Source organism: Paracoccus marinus (assembly GCF_007018965.1).
GTDB classification, from domain to species: Bacteria; Pseudomonadota; Alphaproteobacteria; order Rhodobacterales; family Rhodobacteraceae; genus Paracoccus; species Paracoccus marinus.
This window is the reverse complement of sequence record NZ_VJYZ01000010.1, coordinates 301254-321604: the sequence shown is the minus strand read 5'-3', so window position 1 is coordinate 321604 and position 20351 is coordinate 301254. Positions and strand designations below refer to the sequence as shown.

Here is a 20351-nt window from a genome sequence, read left to right as displayed (position 1 = left end):
GCGCAGTCAGCGCGCGCCGTCCCGCAATTCCCCGGCCAGGCGCGAGATGCCCGGCAGCTGCGGCAGCAGCGCCGCCTGCAGCGAGTGGTAGATGTCGGGCTTGCCCGTGAACTGGCGCGAGGTCGGACGGCCACGATCGTCGAGTTCCGGGAACCAGCCCCCCCGCGCGCGGTCGATCAGATGCGCGTCGGCAAAGGTCCACAGGCGGCGATACCACGCTTCGTCCGCGTCCAGCCCCTCGTTGTTCTCCCCGGCCCGCGACACGTCCCCCAGTTTCTGCAAGGCGGACAGGGCCCCGATCGCCTCGGTCACCGGCCACCAGTAGCGGTCGGCGATCAGCGGCCGGCGGTCGTCGCCCAGCGTATAGGCGAACCCGCCCTGCGGCAGCCATGCCGCCGCCAGCGCCGTTTCGATCAGCATCCGCGCGCGGTCCGGCGCCTCGGGGTCGGCGCGGCCGGTCAGGTCCCAGTGCTGCAGCGCAAGCCGCCCCAGCTCGAACGAATGGCCCGGCGTGGTGCCCGGCGGGCGGAACATCGGGTTGCCGCGATAGGCGCGGTCCACCCGCCAGTTCTCGTCGTAATGTTCCGGAATGTGCCAGCCATGCGCGGGCGCGACCTGCCCCACGAAGAAATCGAGGATCCGGCCCGCGCGGTCCAGATGCTGACGCTCGCCCGTCGCCTCGAACGCGGTCAGCAGCGCCTCGATCCCGTGCATGTTGGCGTTCATGCCGCGATAGGTCGAAAAGGGCTGCCAGTCGCGGGTGTATTCGTCGCGCAGAAGGCCGCGCGGCTCGTCCCAGAAATGCCGGTCGATGATCTCGGTCACGTCCGCGATCAGCCGGTCGGCGTCGGGGTGCCCGGCCGACTTGGCGGACGCGCCGGCCAGCAGGACGAAAACGTGCCCATAGGCCAGCTTGGTGCCGTCCCCCACCCCGTCGCCTTCGGTGGACCAGACATAGCCGCCGTGGCGCGCGTCGCGGTGGTGCGACCACAGCCGCGCCATTCCCGCCTCGATCATGTCGTCGGTGCCGGGCATGCCCGCGGCGGCGGCAAGGGCATAGGAATGGACCAGCCGCGTCGTGGTATGCAGTTCCTGCACCTGCCCCGGCAGCGGGTTGCCGTCGTGGTCCAGCACCGCGAAGGCACCCCCGCGCCGCAGGCTGGGACGGAAGAAGCGGACCTGCCGTTCAGCCTCGGCCCGCAGCCAGGCCTGATGGTCGGGCCGGTCGCGCCACGGCGGGGTCGGGTCGTCGTTGCGGGGCAGCGGCATCGCGGGTTCCTTCTTGGCAGGCGTCGCGGCACCATTTCACCGCCCGGCCCGTCGCGCCAGCCCGCCGGTGCGGCTGGCCTTCGCGAGCGGCCGCTGTCAGCATGCCATCGGAGGCATCGAACGGAACGAGGCGGCGGCATGAGATGGGGTCTGATCGGCGCAAGCGACATGGCGCGCACGCACATGGTGCCCGCGATCCGCGCCACCGGGGGCGAGATCGCGTGGGTGATGTCGCGCGACCCCGCGCGCGGCCGGGCGTTCGCGGACGAACACGGCATCCCCGTCAGCCGGACCGATCCGCACCTCGCGTTGCGGGAAAGGCCGGTTGACGCCGTCTATGTCTCGTCCCTGAACGACCTGCACCATGACCACACCATCGCGGCGCTGGATGCGGGCGCGCATGTCATGTGCGAAAAGCCGCTGTCCACCGACCTCGCGTCGGCTGTGCGGATGGAGCGGGCCGCGCGGGCAAGCGGCCGCGTCCTTGCCACCAACCACCACCTGCGGGGCGCGGGCAGCCACCAGCGGATGGGCGAGTTGATCCAGGACGGCCGGATCGGCCGGGTACAGAGCATGCGGGTGTTCCAGGCGATACAGCTGCCGCCCCATCGGCAGGGATGGCGGGTGCATGACCGGGCCACGGGCGGGGTGATCGCCGACATCCTCGTCCACGCCGCCGACATCGTGCGCTTTCACCTGAACGAGGACCCGGCCGAGGTGGTGGCGCTGTCCGCCCCGCCGACGCTGGGGGGCGGGGTGGACGACAACGTGGTGTCGGCGTGGTCCATGCCCTCGGGCGCGCAGGTCATGGTGCATGTGAGCTTTACCCACCCCTTCGCCGGCAACGGGATCGAGGTCCACGGCACCGAAGGCTCGATCGTGGGCGCGGGCACGATGACCTCGCGCGCGGGCGGCGAGGTCCTGCTGCGGACCGCCGAAGGCATCCGAACCGTCCCGTTCTCGCACCACAGCCTGCACCAGCGCGTGCTGACCATGTTCGCTGAGGCGACGGAAGGGCGGGGTCAGCCCGCAGCCACCGGCGTCGACGGGGCGAAGGCGGTGGCGGTGGCGCAGGCGGTCGCCCAGGCCGCGGCGACGGGAATGCGGACGGCCGTGGACTACGGCGGGGTATGACCCTGCCGTCACGGATGTTGCCAGCCTGCCCCGCGGGTGCCATTCATCGGGGCGAACGCATCGCAAGGGGCACATCATGGGCAAGGCACAGATCGTCGGCTGGGCGCATTCCCGCTTCGGCAAGGCCGAGGCACCCGACACAGAAACCCTGATGGCCGAGGTTGTGCCGCAGGCGCTGGATCACGCGGGCATCGCGCCCGAGGACGTGGACGGGATCTTCGTCGGCGTCTTCAACAACGGCTTCGCGCGGCAGGATTTCCAGGGCGCGCTGGTCGCGATGGGCGACGAACGCTTCGCCCACACGCCCGCCACCCGGTACGAAAACGCCTGCGCGACCGGATCGGCCGCGATGCACGGGGCGATGGACTTCATCGAATCGGGCCGGGGCCGGATCGCGCTGGTGGTGGGCGCCGAAAAGATGACCGCGACCCCCAACGTCGAGGTGGGCGACATCCTGCTGGGCTGTTCCTACCGCAAGGAAGAGGCCGAGGTTCAGGGCGGTTTCGCGGGCCTGTTCGGGCAGATTGCCGACAAGTACTTCCAGCGCTACGGCGACCGGTCCGAGGAGCTTGCGATGATCGCCGCCAAGAACCACGGCAACGGCGTCGCGAACCCCTACGCGCACATGCGCAAGGACTTCGACACCGCCTTTTGCAACACGATCAGCGACAAGAACCCCCGCGTGGCCGGGCCGCTGCGACGCACCGACTGCTCGCTCGTATCCGACGGGGCGGCGGTGCTGGTGCTCGCGGACGAGGAGACCGCCGCCGGCATGGCCCGCGCCATCGCATTCCGCGCGCGCGCACAGGCCAACGACGTCATGGCCATGTCGCACCGCGACGTGCTGGAGTTCCGGGGCGCCCGCATGGCATGGGCCAAGGCTTTCGACCAGTCGGGCCTGACGCTGGACGACCTGTCGCTGGTCGAAAGCCACGACTGCTTCACCATCGCCGAGCTGATCGAGTACGAGGCGATGGGCCTTTCCGAACCGGGAGAAGGCCACCGCGTCATCCGCGAGGGCGTGACGCAGAAGGACGGGCGGCTGCCGGTGAACCCCTCGGGCGGGCTGAAGGCCAAGGGTCACCCGATCGGGGCCACGGGCGTGTCGATGCACGTCATGGCCGCGATGCAGCTTGCAGGCGAGGCCGAGGGGATGCAGATCCCGGACGCAAAGCTCGCGGGCGTGTTCAACATGGGCGGGGCGGCGGTCGCCAACTACGTCTCGATCATGGAGCGGGTGAAGTAGGGGATCAGGGGCTCGCCACCTCGTCCGCCACAATATCCACCACGTCGCGCAGCCAGGCCGCCACCAGATGCGGCTGCGTGATCGGCAGCATGTGCCCGCCCGGCACCAGCGTCAGCCGCACCCGGCCGCTTTCCCGCGCCAGCCGCGCCGCGTGTTCGGCTTGCGGCACCAGCGCATCGCTTTCCGCGCCCAGCACGTGGACCGGCGCCGACAGCTCGCCGTAGCGCCGCGACAGCGCCGGCAGTTCATCCAGCGCGGTGCGCAGGTCGCGGCCCGACGCGGCGATGCTGCGGGGGCGCAGCGCAAGGTAGCCGCCGCCCTGCCAGCCGACCGACAGCGGCCAGCGCTCGGGTGAAAAGATGTGGCCGGTCACGAACGGCGACAGCGGCGCCGCCATCGGCGCGGCGAGGGTCTGCGTCCAGAGCCAGCCCAGCGGCGACGGCGTCAGCAGCGCCCGCTGCCACGCCGCCGTTTGGGGCGAGCGCAGCGCGTGGGTCGCGGGCGCGATCAGCGCGGCGCCCCGGATCGCCTGCGGATGATCCACCGCCACCTGCAAGGACAGCGCGCCGCCCAGCGAATGCCCGACCAGCAGCGGCCGGTGAAGGCCCAGCGTGTCGATCAGGTCCACCAGCAGCCGCGCCTGCGCGGCCAGGGTGCCGCGCGTCCCCATGTCGTCCGAATAACCGGCGCCGGGGCGGTCCACGACGTGCAGTTCGTGGTCGCCCTCCAGCAGTCCGGTCAGCCGCATGGTGAAATTGCGCGCCGTCCCGGCAAGGCCGTGGACCATCAGCATCGCCGGCCGGCCCTCGCGCCGCGCGCCGCGCGACACGACATGCAGGCGCAGGCCCCCGGCGTCGATCATGCGGCCCTGGCGCGGGGCGGCGGTTTCGATCGCCGCCTGCATGGCGCGCGAGGCGAGCGCCGTTCCGGCGAGGATGCGGGCGGTTGCGGACAGGATGGATCGGGTGCGCGGCATGGGGCCCTCGTGGTTGCTTCGCCCCAACGCAGTCCGGCCCCCGATCGACGCCTTCAGCGTTGCCGCCCCGGCCAGCCGCAGGGCCAGCTGCCCCGGCGCGGGTCGTCCCAGTCGGGCATGTCGAGCCATGGATACCAGCAGATGCCGGTGACCGGCACGCCCGACAGCGCGATCTCGGCCCGGACGTGGTCAAGCCAGCCCCAGCGGTCGCGGATATGGGGAAAGCGCCGGTGGGCCGCGCGCAACCCGTCATGCCAGCCGGTTTCCGCGATCATCACCGGCAGCCGGTACCTGTCGGCGACCGCGCGCAGGACCCGGTGCAGCGGTTCGGCCGCGTGGTGGGGGTAGTAGTTGACGCCGACCATGCCGATCAGGCCGGTCGAGACGAGTTCGTCCGTCGCGCGAAAGACCAACGGGGCGAGGTGGTGGAACGGGTCGCAGGTGGCGAAGCGCGGCGCGTTCGGCAGCATCGCGGCGCTGGTCATCATCTTGCGCGCGGCGGCGACGGCGCGGGCGGGCGTGATCCCCGACACCCGCCGCCCCACCGACGGCTCGTTGACCGCGATCGCCCACGCGCCCGGCGGCAGCGCCACCGTGCAAGCGATGGCGTGGGCGGCGGGACGCGGCGGCAGGTCGAAATGGCAGAAGTCCCAGATCACCGGAAAGCCCGCGGGCACCGCCTGCACCCGCGCCACCACGTCATGGCGCCACGACAGCCCGTCGCGCGCCCCCCGCGCCCCCTGCCCGATCGCCGTGGCATAGTGGTGCGGCATGCCGCCCTGCGGCAGGTGGTCGGTCGAATGCAGCAGGTCGTGCCCGCTCCAATGCAGGCGGCCGCATTCGAAGCCCGCGACGATCGGCACGTCGCCGTCGCGGACCGGGCCGAAGGGGGTAAAGATGTCTGGCTGCGCTCCGTCCATCGGCTTTCATCGGGAACAAAACAGGATCGAGGGGTAACGGACGAAGGGCGTGATGGGAAGCCCGTGCGCTCGCAGTTTGCAGCTGCGGCAATAAGGTCCGTTTTGCGACCTAAATTAATCGGGCGGCGGCAAGGCGTTAGCAAGCGCCGCGCGACAATCGCATGATAGGTCAGCAACGTTGCCTTTTATGCTCCAGCCCCATGTTTTACAACGATTCGCAGGGCCTCCGCGCCCGTGATCTCATGAAGGACGCAGCCGATGGCCACGCAAAAGATGCTCAGGTTCGTGACCGTCGAACGCGAGATGCCGGAAAAGCGCGACGCGCCCGACCGCGCGCGGGATTTCCACGAGATCTATCGCGAGTTCGCCGACGCCAAGGCCGCCGAGCAGTCCAGCCGCTGCTCGCAATGCGGGGTGCCCTACTGCCAGTCGCACTGCCCGCTGCACAACAACATCCCCGACTGGCTGCGCCTGACGGCCGAGGGGCGGCTGCACGAGGCGTATCTGCGCAGCCAGGAAACCAACACTTTCCCGGAAATCTGCGGCCGCATCTGCCCGCAGGACCGCCTGTGCGAAGGCAACTGCGTCATCGAGCAGTCGGGTCACGGCACGGTCACCATCGGCGCGATCGAGAAATACATCACCGACACCGCATGGGATGAGGGCTGGGTGCAGGGTCCGCGCCCGGCGGTCGAACGCCCCGAAAGCGTCGGCATCATCGGCGCGGGTCCGGGCGGGCTTGCCGCCGCCGACCGGCTGCGGGCGATGGGATTTCAGGTCACGGTCTATGACCGGCACGACCGCGCGGGCGGGCTGATGATCTATGGCATCCCCGGCTTCAAGCTGGAAAAGCCGGTGGTCGAACGCCGCTCGAAACTGCTGGCCGACGCGGGCGTCACCTTCCGGCTGAACGCCGATGTCGGCCGCTCGATCGGCTTCGACGAGATCCGGTCGCAGCACGACGCGGTCCTGATCGCGACCGGCGTCTACAAGACCCGCGACCTCGACATGGACAACGCGCCCGCCCAAGGGGTGGTCGCGGCGCTGGATTACCTGACCGCGTCGAACCGGATCGACCTGGGCGACCACGTCCCCGACTTCGCGGATGGTGAGCTGAACGCGGCCGGCAAGCGCGTCGTCGTGGTCGGCGGCGGCGACACCGCGATGGACTGCGTCCGCACCGCGATCCGTCAGGGCGCGGAAAGCGTGAAATGCCTGTACCGCCGCGACCGCGCCAACATGCCCGGCTCGCAGCGCGAGGTTCAGAACGCCGAGGAAGAAGGCGTTGAGTTCGTCTGGCTGTCCGCCCCCGCCGCATTCTCCGGCCATGTCGCGGGCGACGCCGCGCGTCGGGACGAATCGGACGTGGCCAACGACGGCGGCGACGTGGACGGCGACGGGATCGGCGACAACCCCCGGCTCGCGCCCGCGCGGCTGCGGACGGAAACCGACGCCTCGACCGGGCCTGTCGCGGACGCTGCTCCGGGCCGCGTGACCGGCCTGCAGGTGCAGCGGATGCGGCTTGGCGCGCCGGACGTGTCGGGCCGCCAGACCCCCGAACTGATCGAGGGCGCGGTCCACGACGAGCCCGCCGACCTCGTCATCAAGGCGCTGGGGTTCGAGCCCGAAGAACTGCCGCGGCTTTGGGGCGTTCAGGGGTTGGAGGTCACGCGCTGGGGCACCATCCGCGCCGACCACCGCACCCACCGCACCAGCCTTGAGGGGGTGTACGCGGTGGGCGACATCGTGCGGGGCGCGAGCCTCGTCGTCTGGGCCATCCGCGACGGGCGCGAGGCGGCCGACAGCATCGCGGCCGCGCTGACCCGGTCGGGCAGCATCGCCGCCGAATAAGGGGGGCAACCCATGGCACGACCCTTTGCACTCAGGCTCGACACGACCGGCGGCGCGCTGGCGCTGGCGCTCGGCGTCCTTTCCACCGGACCGGCCCTGGCGGCCGCGCCGGTCTTTTCCCCGCCCGCCGGCTGCACGCTGGAAATGACGGTTCAGAACCGCAGCTGCACCGTGTCGCAGCATTACCGCTGTGACGCCGACACGCCGGGCGACCAGTGGGTCGAATACTTCACCCGCGAGGGCGCGTCCTACCGGTCCCGGATCGACAACGAGACGCGGTGGATGGAAAGCCACGGCCTTGTCGACGGGATCACCGACGTCATCGAGGAAGGCGGGCCGGACGATTCCAGCCTGACGACGCTTCTGGCCGAGGGCAGCGACGACTTTGACTTCTGGACCCGGTCGGACACGGGCGAGCGGCTGCACCATGTGGGCCGCGACGAGCTGACGGGGGAAACCGCCGACATCGCAGGCGTGCCGCTGAAGATCACGCGCTTTCAGCTGAAAACCTATGACGAGGCCGACAACCTGCTGATCGAACGCTCCGGCCAGCAATTCGTGAACGAATCCCAGCGCCGCTTCTACGGTGGGGTCGAGACCGCGACCGACTGGACCGGCGAGCGGCAGGACACGAACGACAGCCCCGTGCAGTTCAGCCTGCCGGGCCAGCCGGGCTTCGGCTCGACCGAGCCGCAATACGACTGCGAGATGCAGATGGTCGGCCGCGCGACGGGCGGCGGGGCATGACCGCGATGCACGGCCATTGCCTGTGCGGCGCGGTCACGGTGACGGTCGCCGGGCATGGCGGCTTCACCGGCGCCTGCCATTGCCGCATGTGCCAGCGGTGGTCGGGGGCGTTGTTCGTGTGCTTTTCCGCGCCTGCGTCCGACGTGACGGTGACCGGCGACGTCACGCGCTTTCAGTCCACCGCCTTTGCCGAACGCGCTTTCTGCCCCACATGCGGATCGCATCTGTGGATGCGCGACACCGATAGGGATGACGCGGACTACGACCTGATGCCCGGCCTTTTCGACGACGCCCGCCACATCCCGCTGACAAGCGAAATCTACGTGGACCGGGCGCTGCCGGGCCTTGCGCTGGCAGGCGACCACCGGCGCAAGACCCGCGCCGAGTACGAAGCGACGAACCCCCATCTCGAAGGAGACATGCCGTGACCATTTCCCCGAGCTGGATGGCCGACGAAGAAGCCCGCCGCGCCTGGATGGCGGAAAACTCGATGTACCGGGCCGAGGACGAGCATGCGTCCTGCGGCGTGGGCCTTGTCGTGTCGATCGACGGCGGCAAGTCCCGCAAGGTCGTCGAACTGGGCATCGGCGCGCTGAAGGCCGTGTGGCACCGGGGCGCGGTCGATGCGGACGGCAAGACCGGCGACGGCGCGGGCATCCACGTCCAGATCCCGGTCCCGTTCTTTCACGACCAGGTCCGCCGCACCGGGCACGAACCCGACGCGGGCAAGCTGATCGCCGTGGGCCAGGTGTTCCTGCCGCGCACCGATTTCGCCGCGCAGGAACGCTGCCGCACGATCGTGGAAACCGAAGTGCTGCGGATGGGCCACTACATCTACGGCTGGCGGCACGTGCCGGTGAACACCGCCGTCCTGGGCGAAAAGGCCAACGCGACCCGTCCCGAGATCGAGCAGATCCTGATCCGCTGCGAAAAGGACATCGACGACGAGACGTTCGAGCGCGAGCTTTACATCATCCGCCGCCGGATCGAGCGGGCGGCCACGGCGGCGCAGGTGCAGGGGCTGTACTTCGCCTCGCTCAGCTGCCGGTCGATCATCTACAAGGGCATGATGCTGGCCGAGCAGGTGGCCGAGTTCTATCCCGACCTGAAAGACGCGCGGTTCGAAAGCGCCTTCGCGATCTACCACCAGCGCTATTCGACCAACACATTCCCGCAGTGGTGGCTGGCGCAGCCGTTCCGCATGCTCGCCCATAACGGTGAGATCAACACCCTGCGCGGCAACGTCAACTGGCTGAAAAGCCACGAAATCCGCATGGCGTCGTCCACGTTCGGCGACATGGCCGAGGACATCAAGCCGATCGTGCCCGCGGGCTCGTCCGACAGCGCCGCGCTGGACGCGGTGTTCGAGGTGATGGTGCGGTCGGGCCGCAACGCGCCGATGACCAAGACCATGCTGGTCCCGGAAAGCTGGTCCAAGTCGGCCACCGACATCCCCAAGGCCTGGGCCGACATGTACGCCTATTGCAACGCCGTGATGGAGCCGTGGGACGGCCCCGCCGCGCTGGCCATGACCGACGGGCGCTGGGTCTGCGGCGGCCTTGACCGCAACGGGCTGCGCCCCATGCGCTATGTCGTCACCGGCGACGGGCTGCTGGTCGCAGGCTCCGAAGTGGGCATGGTCCCGGTGGACGAGACCTCCGTCCGCGAAAAGGGCGCGCTGGGGCCGGGGCAGATGATCGCCGTCGATATGGCCGAGGGGCGGCTTTACCACGACCGCGAGATCAAGGACAAACTCGCCGCCGCCCAGCCCTTCGGCGAATGGGTGCAGAAGGTCGTCCAGCTGTCCGCGCAGATGCGGGAGCTGCCGGAAACGGTGTCCTTCACCGGCGAGACCCTGCGTCGCCGCCAGATCGCCGCCGGCTACAGCGTCGAGCAACTGGAAACCATCCTCGCCCCGATGGCCGAGGACGGGAAGGAAACGCTCGCCTCGATGGGCGACGACACGCCGCCGGCCGTCCTGTCGCGGCAGTACCGCCCGCTCAGCCACTTCTTCCGCCAGAACTTCAGCCAGGTCACCAACCCGCCCATCGACAGCCTGCGCGAAAGCCGGGTGATGAGCCTCAAGACCCGGTTCGGCAACCTCAAGAACGTGCTGGATGAAAGCTCGGCCCAGACCGAGATCACGATGCTGGAAACCCCGTTCCTCGCCAATGCCGAGTTCGAGGAGCTGATGGCGGCCTTTGCCGAGCAGGTGACGCGCATCGACTGCACCTTCGGGCAGGGGCCCGACGCGCTGCAGCAATCGCTGAACCGCATCCGGGCCGAGGCCGAGGACGCGGTGCGGTCGGGCGCGGGCCAGATCGTGCTGACCGACGAGGCGCTGGGCGAGGGCCGGATCGGCATTCCGATGGTGCTGGCGACCAGCGCGATCCATTCATGGCTGACCCGCAAGGGCCTTCGGACCTTCTGTTCGATCAACGTCCGCTCGTCCGAGGCGGTGGACCCGCACGACTTCGCGGTGCTGATCGGCTGCGGCGCGACGACGGTGAACCCCTATCTCGCGCAGGACAGCATCGCCGACCGGATCGGGCGCGGGTTGCTCGACAGCGATCTTGTCACCGCGATGCGCCGGTACCGCGACGCGATCGACGCGGGGCTCTTGAAGATCATGGCGAAGATGGGGATTTCCGTCCTGTCGTCCTATCGCGGCGGCCTGAACTTCGAGGCGGTGGGCCTGAGCCGCGCGATGGTCGCCGAATACTTCCCCGGCATGCAAAGCCGGATCTCCGGGATCGGCCTGATCGGCATCCAGCGCAAGCTGGAACAGGTCCACGCGCAGGCCTTCACCCAGGCCGCGGACCTGCTGCCGATCGGCGGCTTCTACAAGGCCCGCCGGTCCGGCGAAAAGCACGCCTGGGAAGCGGGCACCATGCGGCTGCTGCAGGTCGCGTGCGAAAAGGCGTCCTACGAGGTGTGGAAGCAGTTCTCGGCCGCGATCCGGGCGAACCCGCCGATCCACATCCGCGACCTTCTCGACATCAAGCCCTTGGGCAAGCCGGTCCCGATCGAGGAGGTGGAATCGATCACCTCGATCCGCAAGCGCTTCGTGACCCCGGGGATGAGCCTGGGGGCGCTCAGCCCGGAAGCGCACATGACGCTGAACATCGCCATGAACCGCATCGGCGCCAAGTCCGACAGCGGCGAGGGCGGCGAGGACCCGGCCCACCACGCGCCGCTACCCAACGGCGACAACCCGTCGGCCAAGATCAAGCAGGTCGCGTCGGGCCGCTTCGGCGTCACGGCGGAATACCTCAACGCCTGCGAGGAGCTGGAGATCAAGGTCGCGCAGGGCGCGAAACCCGGCGAGGGCGGGCAGCTGCCGGGCATGAAGGTCACGAGCCTGATCGCGCGGCTGCGCCATTCGACGCCGGGCGTCACGCTGATCTCGCCGCCGCCGCACCACGACATCTATTCGATCGAGGATCTCGCGCAGCTGATCTACGACCTCAAGCAGATCAACCCGCGCGCCAAGATCACGGTCAAGCTGGTGGCCGGGTCGGGCGTCGGCACCATCGCCGCCGGGGTGGCCAAGGCCAAGGCCGACATCATCCTGATTTCCGGCCACAACGGCGGCACCGGCGCGTCGCCCGCCACGTCCATCAAATTCGCGGGCCTGCCCTGGGAAATGGGCTTGACCGAGGCGCACCAGGTCCTTGCCATGAACCGCCTGCGCGACCGCGTCACGCTGCGGACCGATGGCGGGCTGCGGACGGGCCGCGACATCGTCATGGCCGCGATGATGGGGGCCGAGGAATACGGCATCGGCACCGCCGCCCTGATCGCGATGGGCTGCATCATGGTCCGCCAGTGCCAGTCGAACACCTGCCCGGTCGGCGTCTGCACGCAGGACGAACGCCTGCGCGCGATGTTCACCGGCTCGGCCGACAAGGTCGTGAACCTCATCACCTTCTACGCGCAGGAGGTGCGGGAAATCCTCGCCTCGATCGGGGCGCGGTCCATCGACGAGGTGATCGGGCGCGCCGACCTGCTGACGCAGGTCAGCCGGGGGTCGGCGCATCTGGACGACCTCGACCTGAACCCGCTGCTCATCACCGTCGATGGCGCGGACAAGATCGTCTACGACCGCTCGCGGCCCCGCAACGCCGTCCTCGACACGCTGGACGCCGAGATAGCCCGCGACGCCGCCCGCTTCTTCGAGGACGGCGAGAAGATGCAGCTGTCCTATGCCGTGCGGAACACCCACCGCACCATCGGCACCCGCACCAGTTCGCTGATCGTCCAGAAATACGGGATGCGGAACACGCTGCAGCCCGACCACCTGACGCTGCGCCTGACGGGCAGCGCCGGGCAGTCGCTGGGGGCGTTTGCCGCGCCGGGCCTGAAGATCGAGGTGACGGGCGACGCCAACGACTATGTCGGCAAGGGTCTGTCGGGCGGCATCATCGTGGTGAAGCCGCCGATGGGCAGCCCGCTGGTCGCCGCCGACAACGTCATCATCGGCAACACCGTCCTTTACGGCGCGACCGCCGGCCACCTGTTCGCCGCGGGGCGCGCGGGCGAACGTTTCGCGGTGCGGAACTCGGGCGCGAAGGTGGTGATCGAGGGCTGCGGGACCAACGGCTGCGAATACATGACCGGCGGCGTCGCGGTGATCCTGGGGTCCATCGGCACCAACTTCGGCGCCGGCATGACGGGCGGCATGGCCTATATCTACGACCCCGAGGGCGTGGCGGCAAAGCACCTGAACATGGAAACGCTGGTCACCTGCCCGGTGACGCAGACCTTCTGGGAAGACCAGCTGCGCGCGCTGGTCGAGCGCCACGCGGCGGAAACCGGCAGCGCACGGGCGACAGAGATCCTGCAGGACTGGCCCCGCACCCGCGCCGCGTTCCTGCAGGTCTGCCCGGTCGAGATGCTGGCGCACCTGAAGCACCCGCTGGATGAGACCGGCGATCTGGCGGCGGTGCCGGCGGAGTGAGGCGAGGGCGCCGATTGCCGATCGGCGCTGTTGTGCCGATCGTCAGATTGAGAGATGAAACCTTCGCACAGCATTCCTACTATTTCCGGGCGGCAAGCAAGGAGCGATAAACATGTCATGCAACTACGTCATGCAGGCAGCCGGGCACCCTTGCGAGGCGCAGGCTTCCGGCCGCGGGGCCCGGCATAGCGTGGCGCCGGTCCATCCGACGCCAAAGCGGTCATTTCTCGACACCCCTATCCGGCAACTTGCGGCGGCAACAAACAGTCCAGAAGAAGCGGTTGCAGGCGGCCTGAAAAAAGTTCTGAATGACGTCATCTCGGTTGGCGACCTCGGGATCGTGGCTGCAAACGGCATCGGCTACGGGGTAAACACGGGTATCGCGGCCGGCCTTGACGCGTTTGGCCTCGACCAGACCGCAGCGGATTACCACGCACGCAACGAACGCACGTTCGAGCGGATACGCGAGTTCGAGCTTCCGAAGGCGACGCTGAACGGAGACGCGGAAAAGGGCGGCGCGCTGGTCGTCAGCGCTGCCGAAACCGTAGCGCTCGCGCGGGTGGCGATGAGTCTCGCCGGCAAAGGCGTGCGTGCCGTGTCGGGCCTGCTGGGTGCAGGGGACGAGGTTGCGGAGGCGGTGACCGCAAGAACCGCGTCGAAAGCCGATGGTGCGGCAGGCGGCGCGGTCGGCAACCTGACCATCCGCACGGCCAGCATCGGGCGGAACGAGGTTGAATGGCATTCGGACAACGCAGGTCGTGTCGTCCGCGCCAAAGCCGTGCTGCGCGAGGTCTTCAGCGGCCTTACGAGATCGTCGACGGAAAAGGCGGCGCAACGCTCAGTCGGAAAAAGCGGGTTGCCCAGCGACCATGGCGGCCACATCTTCGACCACCGTTTCGTGGGTGACCAAGGCCCGATCAACATGTTCCCGCAGAACGGGGTGCCACTCGGCGCGCTGAAGAACTTCAACGGCAGCGCGTATCGGACGATGATGAACGAGTTGTCCGATTGGGTAAAGGCGGGGGCTGAGGTCAGATTGGATGTGCGGCTGGGGAAGATGGACGCGAGCGGGCGGCCGGGCGTTGTAGACGTCAGCTACGAAGTTTGGTCGAATGATCGACGTGTTTACAAGAATGAGGACTATTTCGAAAATCGTGCTGGTCAGGTTTTTCAGCGAATGTCGAAGTCAGAAATACTCGCGAGGCTAGCACGATGACCGTGACGGCGGACGATCTCATTACGGATGCGGGCTTTCAGATACTATCCGACGAGAACTATGCGGATGACGAGTGGACCGACATTTCTCTTGTTGCCACGCTGACGCCCGAACGGACGAACCTAACAGGGTATCGCTACGCTGACGAGGACTGGTATGCCGAAACCCCTCGGCACGGTCGCGACCTGATCGACATACTGAGAGCACTCCAGGACACCATGGCCGCCGAAACCGGCAACCGCTGGAAACAAGCCCTCATCCACATCACCCGCCCCGGCCCCGAGATCGACATCCAGTTCGAATACGGCGACCCGACGCGCTGGTCGCTCAAGAAGGTTAGCCTTGATCTGGCGGACTATGCGGAGAGCCTCCGACCGCCTCGCAGGTGACGGATACGGGGACTGGCTTCTGGATGATCCAGCGGGCAGTCAACATGTTCCCGCAGATCGGCGTGCTGCTGGAGACGCTGAAGACCTTCACCGCCAGCGCGTATTGGACGATGATGAACGAGTCGTCCGTTTGGGTGAAGGCGGGCGCTGAGGTAAGACTGGACGTGCGGCTGGGGACGATGGATGCGAGCGGGAGGCCGGGAATCGTGGACGTCCGCTACGAAGTTATCGACCCGACCACAGGGCGCCTTGTCTATCCAAACGAGCATTTGTTCAACAATTCGGCAGGGCAAGGTTTTTCGCGCCTGACCCGCAAGGAAATAGCCGAGCGGCTTGAAATAGAGCGTAGATAATCCGATGAGCCAGAACGATCTCGTCATGAAAATTGGCGAACTGATTCTATCTGACAGTGCTGTCCGGGCCGCGTCGTGGGATGCCTTGTCTTTCGTTGCCACCATTCAGCCAGGGCACCTTCAGAGGACCGGCTATCGGTTTCTCGCAACGGAATGGGAGGGGCTTCAACTTGAAGAATACTCTCTTGAGCTGTTCGACTCCCTTCAGGAGCTTCAGGACGCCATGGCCGCCGAAACCGGCAACCGTTGGAAGCAGGCCCTCATCCACATCACCCGTCCGGGCCCAGAAATCGACATCCAGTTCGAATACGACGACCCCACGCGCTGGTCGCTGAAAAAGGTCAGCCTCGATCTGGCGGATTACGCCGAAAGCCTGAGGCCGCCGGTGCAAACAAGTAATTAGGCCTGCGGCGAAGCTACCAATTCTTGTCGGCTAACAACGTTGCAACTAACAGCGAATTCATCATCACTGCGAGACGCGGGGGCACCCCCGCTCATTAGCAAGCCCATAGCAGAAAGCCCCATCCAATGAGCAAAGACGACCTGATCACGGATATCGGCTACGCGATCCTGTCCGATCCGGCCTACATGAACAGCGACTGGGACGGAATCTCGATCGTCATCAACGTCGAGCCGGGGCACACGTCGATGAACGGCTACGTCTATTCCGGCGACGACTGGGAAGGATCGCTGCCCGACGAGAACGGCGATGACCTCATCAACCTCGCCGCCGACCTTCAGGACGTCATGGCCGCCGAGGTTGGCAAGCGCTGGGTGCAGGCGCTGGTCCAGATCAGCCGGCCGGGACCGGAGATCGACGTGCAGTTCGAATACGACGATCCCGCCCGCTGGTCGATCGGCGGCGGCAAGGGCAACGTCGAGGGCTACGCCATGAGCCTTCGCCCCGGGGCGCGCTAGCGAGGGCGGCTGCGGGGAACCGCGGGGGGAACCGAGCGCGCGCGGCGGGGGTTGGGCCGCAACAAGAGCCAGCCCCGAGGAACCCATGTCCGACCTCATCGTGATCGCCTTCGACAACCAGGATGACGCCTTTGCCGTGCGGCAGGATCTTGCGAAGGCGCAGTCCGAATACCTTGTCGAGCTCGAGGACGCGGTCGTCGTCACCCGGCCGGATGCCGAGCATTACCAGCTGCACCAGGCGGCGAACCTGACGGCGGCGGGCGCCTTGGGCGGCGGGTTCTGGGGCGGGTTGATCGGGCTTCTGTTCCTCAATCCGCTGCTCGGCGCGGCGGTCGGGGCGGGGGCCGGGGCGCTGGCCGGAAATGCCTCCGATTATGGCATCAACGACGATTTCATCCGCCAGATCGGCAAGACGGTTCCGGTCGGCAGCGGCGCGGTGTTCATCCTGTCGCGCAAGATGAACCTCGACAAGCTGCTGCCGCGGCTGGAACGCTATGGCAGCACGGCGCGGGTGATCCAGACCTCGCTGGGGAACGAGGATGAGGCGCGACTGCGGTCTGCGCTGTCGGGCGGGGCGGGTCAGGCCGTCACCGTGCCGCACGCGCGCACGGGCGCCCACAAGTCGTCGATCCTGGCCGAGGACGGGCCCGACAGCGACGGTCCGGCTGGAGACGTGGCGGCCGATCCGTCCCGGCCTCCGCGGCTGTAGCCCCTCACGCCGAACTTGACGCGCGGCGCGGGGGCGTGACACCACGCCCCATGCGCTTTGGCACGCCCCCTGCCCCGCCGGTCGATGACCCCGTTCCCGTGCCGCCCGCGCGGCGACGGGGCGGGGTCACGCGCCTGCTGCGGCCGCTCGGGCGGCTTACCCGACCGCTCAGGTGGTTCGCGCTGCGGGTGGTGGCGCTGATGGCGGCGCTGGTCGTCCTTTACTGGATGGTCAACCCGCCGACGACCTGGACCATCATGCGCGAGGCCGGGCCCGGCCCCCGCGCCTGGGTGCGGATGGACGACATCGCGCCGGTGGTCGCACGCTCGGTCGTCGCGGCCGAGGACGCCAATTTCTGCACCCACTGGGGCTTCGACATGACCGAGATCCGGCGCGTCGTCGCGTCCGGGTCGAACCGCGGCGCATCGACCATCACGCAGCAGACGGCGAAGAACGTGTATCTGTGGCAGGGGCGAAGCTGGGCACGCAAGCTGCTGGAAACGGTCTATACCCCGATGATCGAGGCGGTCTGGTCCAAGCGCCGCATCCTCGAGGCCTATCTGAACGTGGCCGAGTTCGGCCCCGGCATATTCGGCATCGACGCCGCCGCGCGCGAGCTGTTCGGGACCACCCCCGACAAGCTGACCGCGCGGCAGGCGGCGGCCCTGGCTGCGGTCCTGCCCGCGCCCAAGACCCGCAGCCCCGACCCCGGATCGCGCCGCGCGCGCGCCATCGCCGACGGGGCGGCCACCATCGATGCCGACGGCCGCGCCGCCTGCTTCCAGCGCGAGGTTCCGGCCGGCTGAGCTGCCGCCCCCGCGGTTGAAACGCGCGCGCCCGGCGCGTATGACCGCAAGGTCCCCCGCACGCCATGAGCCCAGACCAGATCGCCCGCATGTCCATGACCGCCACGACCACCCCGCGCCTTTACCACATCGCGCTGTCCCCGTTCTGCCGCAAGGTGCGGCTGGTCCTGGGCGAGAAGCGGATCGAGGTCGAGCTGGTCGAGGAACGCTATTGGGAGCCGGGGTCCGAGGTCCTCAAGCGCAATCCCGCGGGCAAGATCCCGGTCCTGCGGATGGACGGGCGGCTGATGGCCGAAAGCCAGGCCATCTGCGAGTACCTGGACGAGACGGTCCCCGCCCCGCCCCTGATGCCCGGCTCGCCCCTGGAACGCTACGAGGTGCGCCGCCTTTGCGCGTGGTTCGACGACAAGTTCAACGAGGAAGTCACCCAGCCCATCCTGTCCGAACGGGTGTGGAAGAAGGTGATGAAGGCGGGCTATCCCGACAGCAAGCTGGTCAAGGGCGGCCTGCGTGCGGTCAAGGACCACATGGATTACCTGACCGGCCTGCTGGAAACGCGGAAGTGGCTGGCGGGGAACACGCTGAGCCTTGCCGACTTCACCGCTGCGGCGCATCTGTCGTGCCTCGACTACATCTCGGACGTGGACTGGGACCGCTCGGCCACGCTGCGCGACTGGTATGCGACCGTGAAGTCGCGGCCCGCGTTCCGCAGCGTGCTGGCCGATCAGGTGCCGGGCATCCCGCCCGCGCCGCATTATGCCCAGCTTGACTTCTGACCGGCCGCAGGGGGGCGCCGCCCCCCATCGCCCGGCGGGCGATTCCCCCGGGGATATTTCGGCAAAAAAGAACGCGCTGGTCGCCCGCGCGCTGGCCGAAGGATTTTCGGCCGTGCGCGTGACCACGCCGGGCGCGATCCCGCAGGCGGCGGCGCGGCTGGCCGATTTCGTCGCGAAGGGACGGCACGGGCAGATGGGCTGGATGGCCGAGCGGACGCACTGGCGCGGCGACCCGGCCGCGCTGTGGCGCGAGGCGCGGTCGGTCGTGATGCTGGCCGAGGTCTATACCCCCGGCCACGATCCCCGCGTGGACCTTGGCCGCGCGGACCGGGGCGCGGTCAGCGTCTATGCGCAGGGGCGCGACTATCATGATCTCGTCAAGGCGCGGCTGAAGCGCGTCGGCCGCTGGCTGGTCGATCAGACGGGGGCCGAGATCAAGGTCTTTGTCGATACCGCGCCGGTGATGGAAAAGCCGCTGGCGCAGGCGGCGGGGCTGGGCTGGCAGGGCAAGCACACCAACGTCCTGTCGCGCGAACTGGGGAACTGGTTCTTCCTTGGCGCGATCTTCACCACGCTGGACCTGCCGCCCGATCCGGCCGAGCGCGACCACTGCGGCAGCTGCACCGCCTGTCTGGACGCCTGCCCCACCCGGGCCTTTCCGGCGCCGTTCCAGCTGGATGCGCGGCGCTGCATTTCCTACCTGACGATCGAGCATCGCGGCCCGGTCGATGAACAATTGCGGCCTCTGCTTGGCAATCGCATCTATGGCTGCGACGATTGCCTTGCGGCCTGCCCGTGGAACAAGTTCGCCGTCGACGCCAGCGAGATGCGCTATCACGGCCCCCACCGCGCACCCGCTCTGGAGGAGTTGGCGGTGCTTGACGACGCGGGTTTCCGGGCGCGGTTCGCGGGCAGTCCGATCAAGCGGATCGGGCGGGACAGGATGGTGCGGAACGTGATGTATGCGCTGGGAAACAGCGGGCAGGCGCGGCTGGCGCCGTTCGCGCGCGCGCTAGTGGACGACCCCGACGCGGCGGTCGCGGACGCGGCCCGCTGGGCCGTGGCGCGGCTGGCATGACGACCCCCGACGACCTGCGCCCCGACGACCTTCGCCCCGCCGACCTGCCGCGCGCCGCCCCCAGTGCCCTGCCTTTCCAGAACCCGCTGAAGGGGATCACCCTCAAGCTCGGCAGCGTCACGGTCTTTACCGTCATGGGCGCGATCCTCAAGGCCACCGCCGACGAGGTGCCGGTGGGCGAGCAGGTGTTCTTCCGCTCGTTCTTCGCGATTCCCGTGATCCTGGTGTGGCTCGCGTCGCGGGGCGAACTGGGGACCGGGCTGCGGACCCATCGGCCGATGAGCCACTTCTATCGCGGGATCATCGGGACGATGGCGATGGTCTGCGGGTTCGCGGGCCTTGGACTGCTGCCGCTGCCCGAGCAGACAGCACTGGGCTATGCGATGCCGCTGCTGACGGTCCTGTTCGCGGGCATGTTCCTGGGCGAGGAGATCCGCGGCTTCAGGATCAGCATGGTGCTGCTGGGGATCGTCGGCGTGCTGATCGTGCTGTCGCCGCGCCTGGGCAGCGGCGGCGCCGACGTGTCCACGCGCGAGACGCTGGGCGCCGTGGTGACGCTTGCCGGCGCGGCGCTTGGGGCGCTGGCGCAGATCTTCATCCGGCGGATGGTCACGCAGGAACGCACCTCGGCGATCGTGTTCTGGTTTTCCGTGACCTCGACCGTGCTGGCGCTGGTATCGCTGCCGTTCGGCTGGGTCTGGCCCTCGCCCGCGACGGCGGCGCTGCTGGTCGCCACCGGGACGCTGGGCGGGATCGGGCAGATCATGCTGACCTCGTCCTACCGCTATGCCGACGCGTCGCTGGTGGCGCCGTTCGACTATGCGTCGATGGTGCTGGCGCTGCTGATCGGCTGGTTCGTGTTCGGCGAGGTGGCGACCACCACGATGCTGGCGGGTGCCGCGGTCATCATCGCGGCGGGCATCGCGATCATCTGGCGCGAACGGCAGCTGGGGATCGCCCGGTCGCGGTCGCGCAAGGCGATGACGCCGCAAGGCTGAAGCGC

The 20351-nt window shown here is 68.5% G+C and carries 19 protein-coding genes; 16 read left to right on the top strand and 3 right to left on the bottom strand.

Features of this window, described 5'->3' with window-relative positions:
• Positions 1-6: 6 nt before the first annotated feature.
• Entirely contained in the window at positions 7-1269 is a 1263-nt protein-coding gene (locus tag FNF32_RS07325; protein ID WP_143796549.1) for an AGE family epimerase/isomerase, read from the bottom strand.
• A 138-nt stretch (positions 1270-1407) separates the two neighbouring features.
• Here FNF32_RS07325 and FNF32_RS07320 point away from each other — a divergent pair, with 138 nt between their 5' ends.
• Both FNF32_RS07320 and FNF32_RS07315 read left to right on the top strand, forming a co-directional pair.
• Entirely contained in the window at positions 1408-2403 is a 996-nt protein-coding gene (locus FNF32_RS07320; RefSeq protein ID WP_131672682.1) for a Gfo/Idh/MocA family protein, read from the top strand.
• Positions 2404-2479: 76 nt separating this feature from the next.
• Positions 2480-3649 carry an acetyl-CoA acetyltransferase gene (locus FNF32_RS07315; RefSeq protein WP_131672681.1) on the top strand — a complete coding sequence of 390 codons (1170 nt, stop codon included), beginning with the start codon at positions 2480-2482 and terminating at the stop codon, positions 3647-3649.
• 4 nt (positions 3650-3653) lie between these two features.
• On the opposite strand, the gene FNF32_RS07310 is transcribed toward FNF32_RS07315, so the two are convergent.
• A complete protein-coding gene (locus tag FNF32_RS07310) occupies positions 3654-4625 on the bottom strand; it encodes an alpha/beta fold hydrolase (protein WP_185961882.1) in 972 nt (323 codons plus the stop codon).
• Positions 4626-4678: 53 nt separating this feature from the next.
• Positions 4679-5545, bottom strand: coding sequence for a hypothetical protein (locus tag FNF32_RS07305; protein ID WP_131672679.1), 867 nt, complete (start codon positions 5543-5545; stop codon positions 4679-4681).
• Positions 5546-5803: 258 nt separating this feature from the next.
• Here FNF32_RS07305 and FNF32_RS07300 point away from each other — a divergent pair, with 258 nt between their 5' ends.
• From FNF32_RS07300 to FNF32_RS07235, 14 genes are all read left to right on the top strand, one after another.
• Positions 5804-7396 carry an NAD(P)-dependent oxidoreductase gene (locus FNF32_RS07300; protein WP_131672678.1) on the top strand — a complete coding sequence of 531 codons (1593 nt, stop codon included), beginning with the start codon at positions 5804-5806 and terminating at the stop codon, positions 7394-7396.
• 12 nt (positions 7397-7408) lie between these two features.
• On the top strand, positions 7409-8143 hold the full coding sequence (locus FNF32_RS07295; protein ID WP_246087718.1) for a hypothetical protein: 735 nt from the start codon (positions 7409-7411) through the stop codon (positions 8141-8143).
• The gene (locus FNF32_RS07290) at positions 8140-8571 is read left to right on the top strand and encodes a GFA family protein (protein WP_131672677.1); all 432 of its coding nucleotides are present in this window, start codon (positions 8140-8142) and stop codon (positions 8569-8571) included. Before FNF32_RS07295 ends, FNF32_RS07290 begins: the two co-directional genes overlap by 4 nt.
• Complete coding sequence (gene gltB / locus FNF32_RS07285) at positions 8568-13103, top strand: glutamate synthase large subunit (RefSeq protein ID WP_131672676.1); 4536 nt, start codon at positions 8568-8570, stop codon at positions 13101-13103. The genes FNF32_RS07290 and gltB overlap by 4 nt, the downstream gene beginning before the upstream one ends.
• A 112-nt stretch (positions 13104-13215) precedes the next feature.
• A complete protein-coding gene (locus FNF32_RS07280; RefSeq protein ID WP_131672675.1) occupies positions 13216-14319 on the top strand; it encodes a DNA/RNA non-specific endonuclease in 1104 nt (367 codons plus the stop codon).
• Positions 14316-14708, top strand: coding sequence for a hypothetical protein (locus FNF32_RS07275; RefSeq protein ID WP_131672674.1), 393 nt, complete (start codon positions 14316-14318; stop codon positions 14706-14708). The genes FNF32_RS07280 and FNF32_RS07275 overlap by 4 nt, the downstream gene beginning before the upstream one ends.
• 44 nt (positions 14709-14752) lie before the next feature.
• Entirely contained in the window at positions 14753-15061 is a 309-nt protein-coding gene (locus tag FNF32_RS07270) for a hypothetical protein (protein ID WP_131672673.1), read from the top strand.
• Positions 15062-15065: 4 nt separating this feature from the next.
• Complete coding sequence (locus FNF32_RS07265; RefSeq protein WP_131672672.1) at positions 15066-15464, top strand: hypothetical protein; 399 nt, start codon at positions 15066-15068, stop codon at positions 15462-15464.
• Between the two features lie 125 nt (positions 15465-15589).
• Positions 15590-15979 carry a hypothetical protein gene (locus FNF32_RS07260; protein WP_131672671.1) on the top strand — a complete coding sequence of 130 codons (390 nt, stop codon included), beginning with the start codon at positions 15590-15592 and terminating at the stop codon, positions 15977-15979.
• 85 nt (positions 15980-16064) lie between these two features.
• A complete protein-coding gene (locus tag FNF32_RS07255; RefSeq protein WP_131672670.1) occupies positions 16065-16688 on the top strand; it encodes a DUF1269 domain-containing protein in 624 nt (207 codons plus the stop codon).
• 50 nt (positions 16689-16738) lie between these two features.
• Positions 16739-17494, top strand: coding sequence for a monofunctional biosynthetic peptidoglycan transglycosylase (gene mtgA / locus FNF32_RS07250; protein WP_131672727.1), 756 nt, complete (start codon positions 16739-16741; stop codon positions 17492-17494).
• Between the two features lie 95 nt (positions 17495-17589).
• Positions 17590-18270 carry an FtsZ-binding protein FzlA gene (fzlA, locus tag FNF32_RS07245; protein WP_131672726.1) on the top strand — a complete coding sequence of 227 codons (681 nt, stop codon included), beginning with the start codon at positions 17590-17592 and terminating at the stop codon, positions 18268-18270.
• Between the two features lie 55 nt (positions 18271-18325).
• On the top strand, positions 18326-19348 hold the full coding sequence (gene queG / locus FNF32_RS07240) for a tRNA epoxyqueuosine(34) reductase QueG (RefSeq protein WP_246087728.1): 1023 nt from the start codon (positions 18326-18328) through the stop codon (positions 19346-19348).
• Positions 19345-20346: a DMT family transporter gene (locus FNF32_RS07235; RefSeq protein WP_131672668.1), complete on the top strand. Its 1002-nt coding sequence runs from the start codon at positions 19345-19347 to the stop codon at positions 20344-20346. The genes queG and FNF32_RS07235 overlap by 4 nt, the downstream gene beginning before the upstream one ends.
• Positions 20347-20351 lie beyond the last annotated feature (5 nt).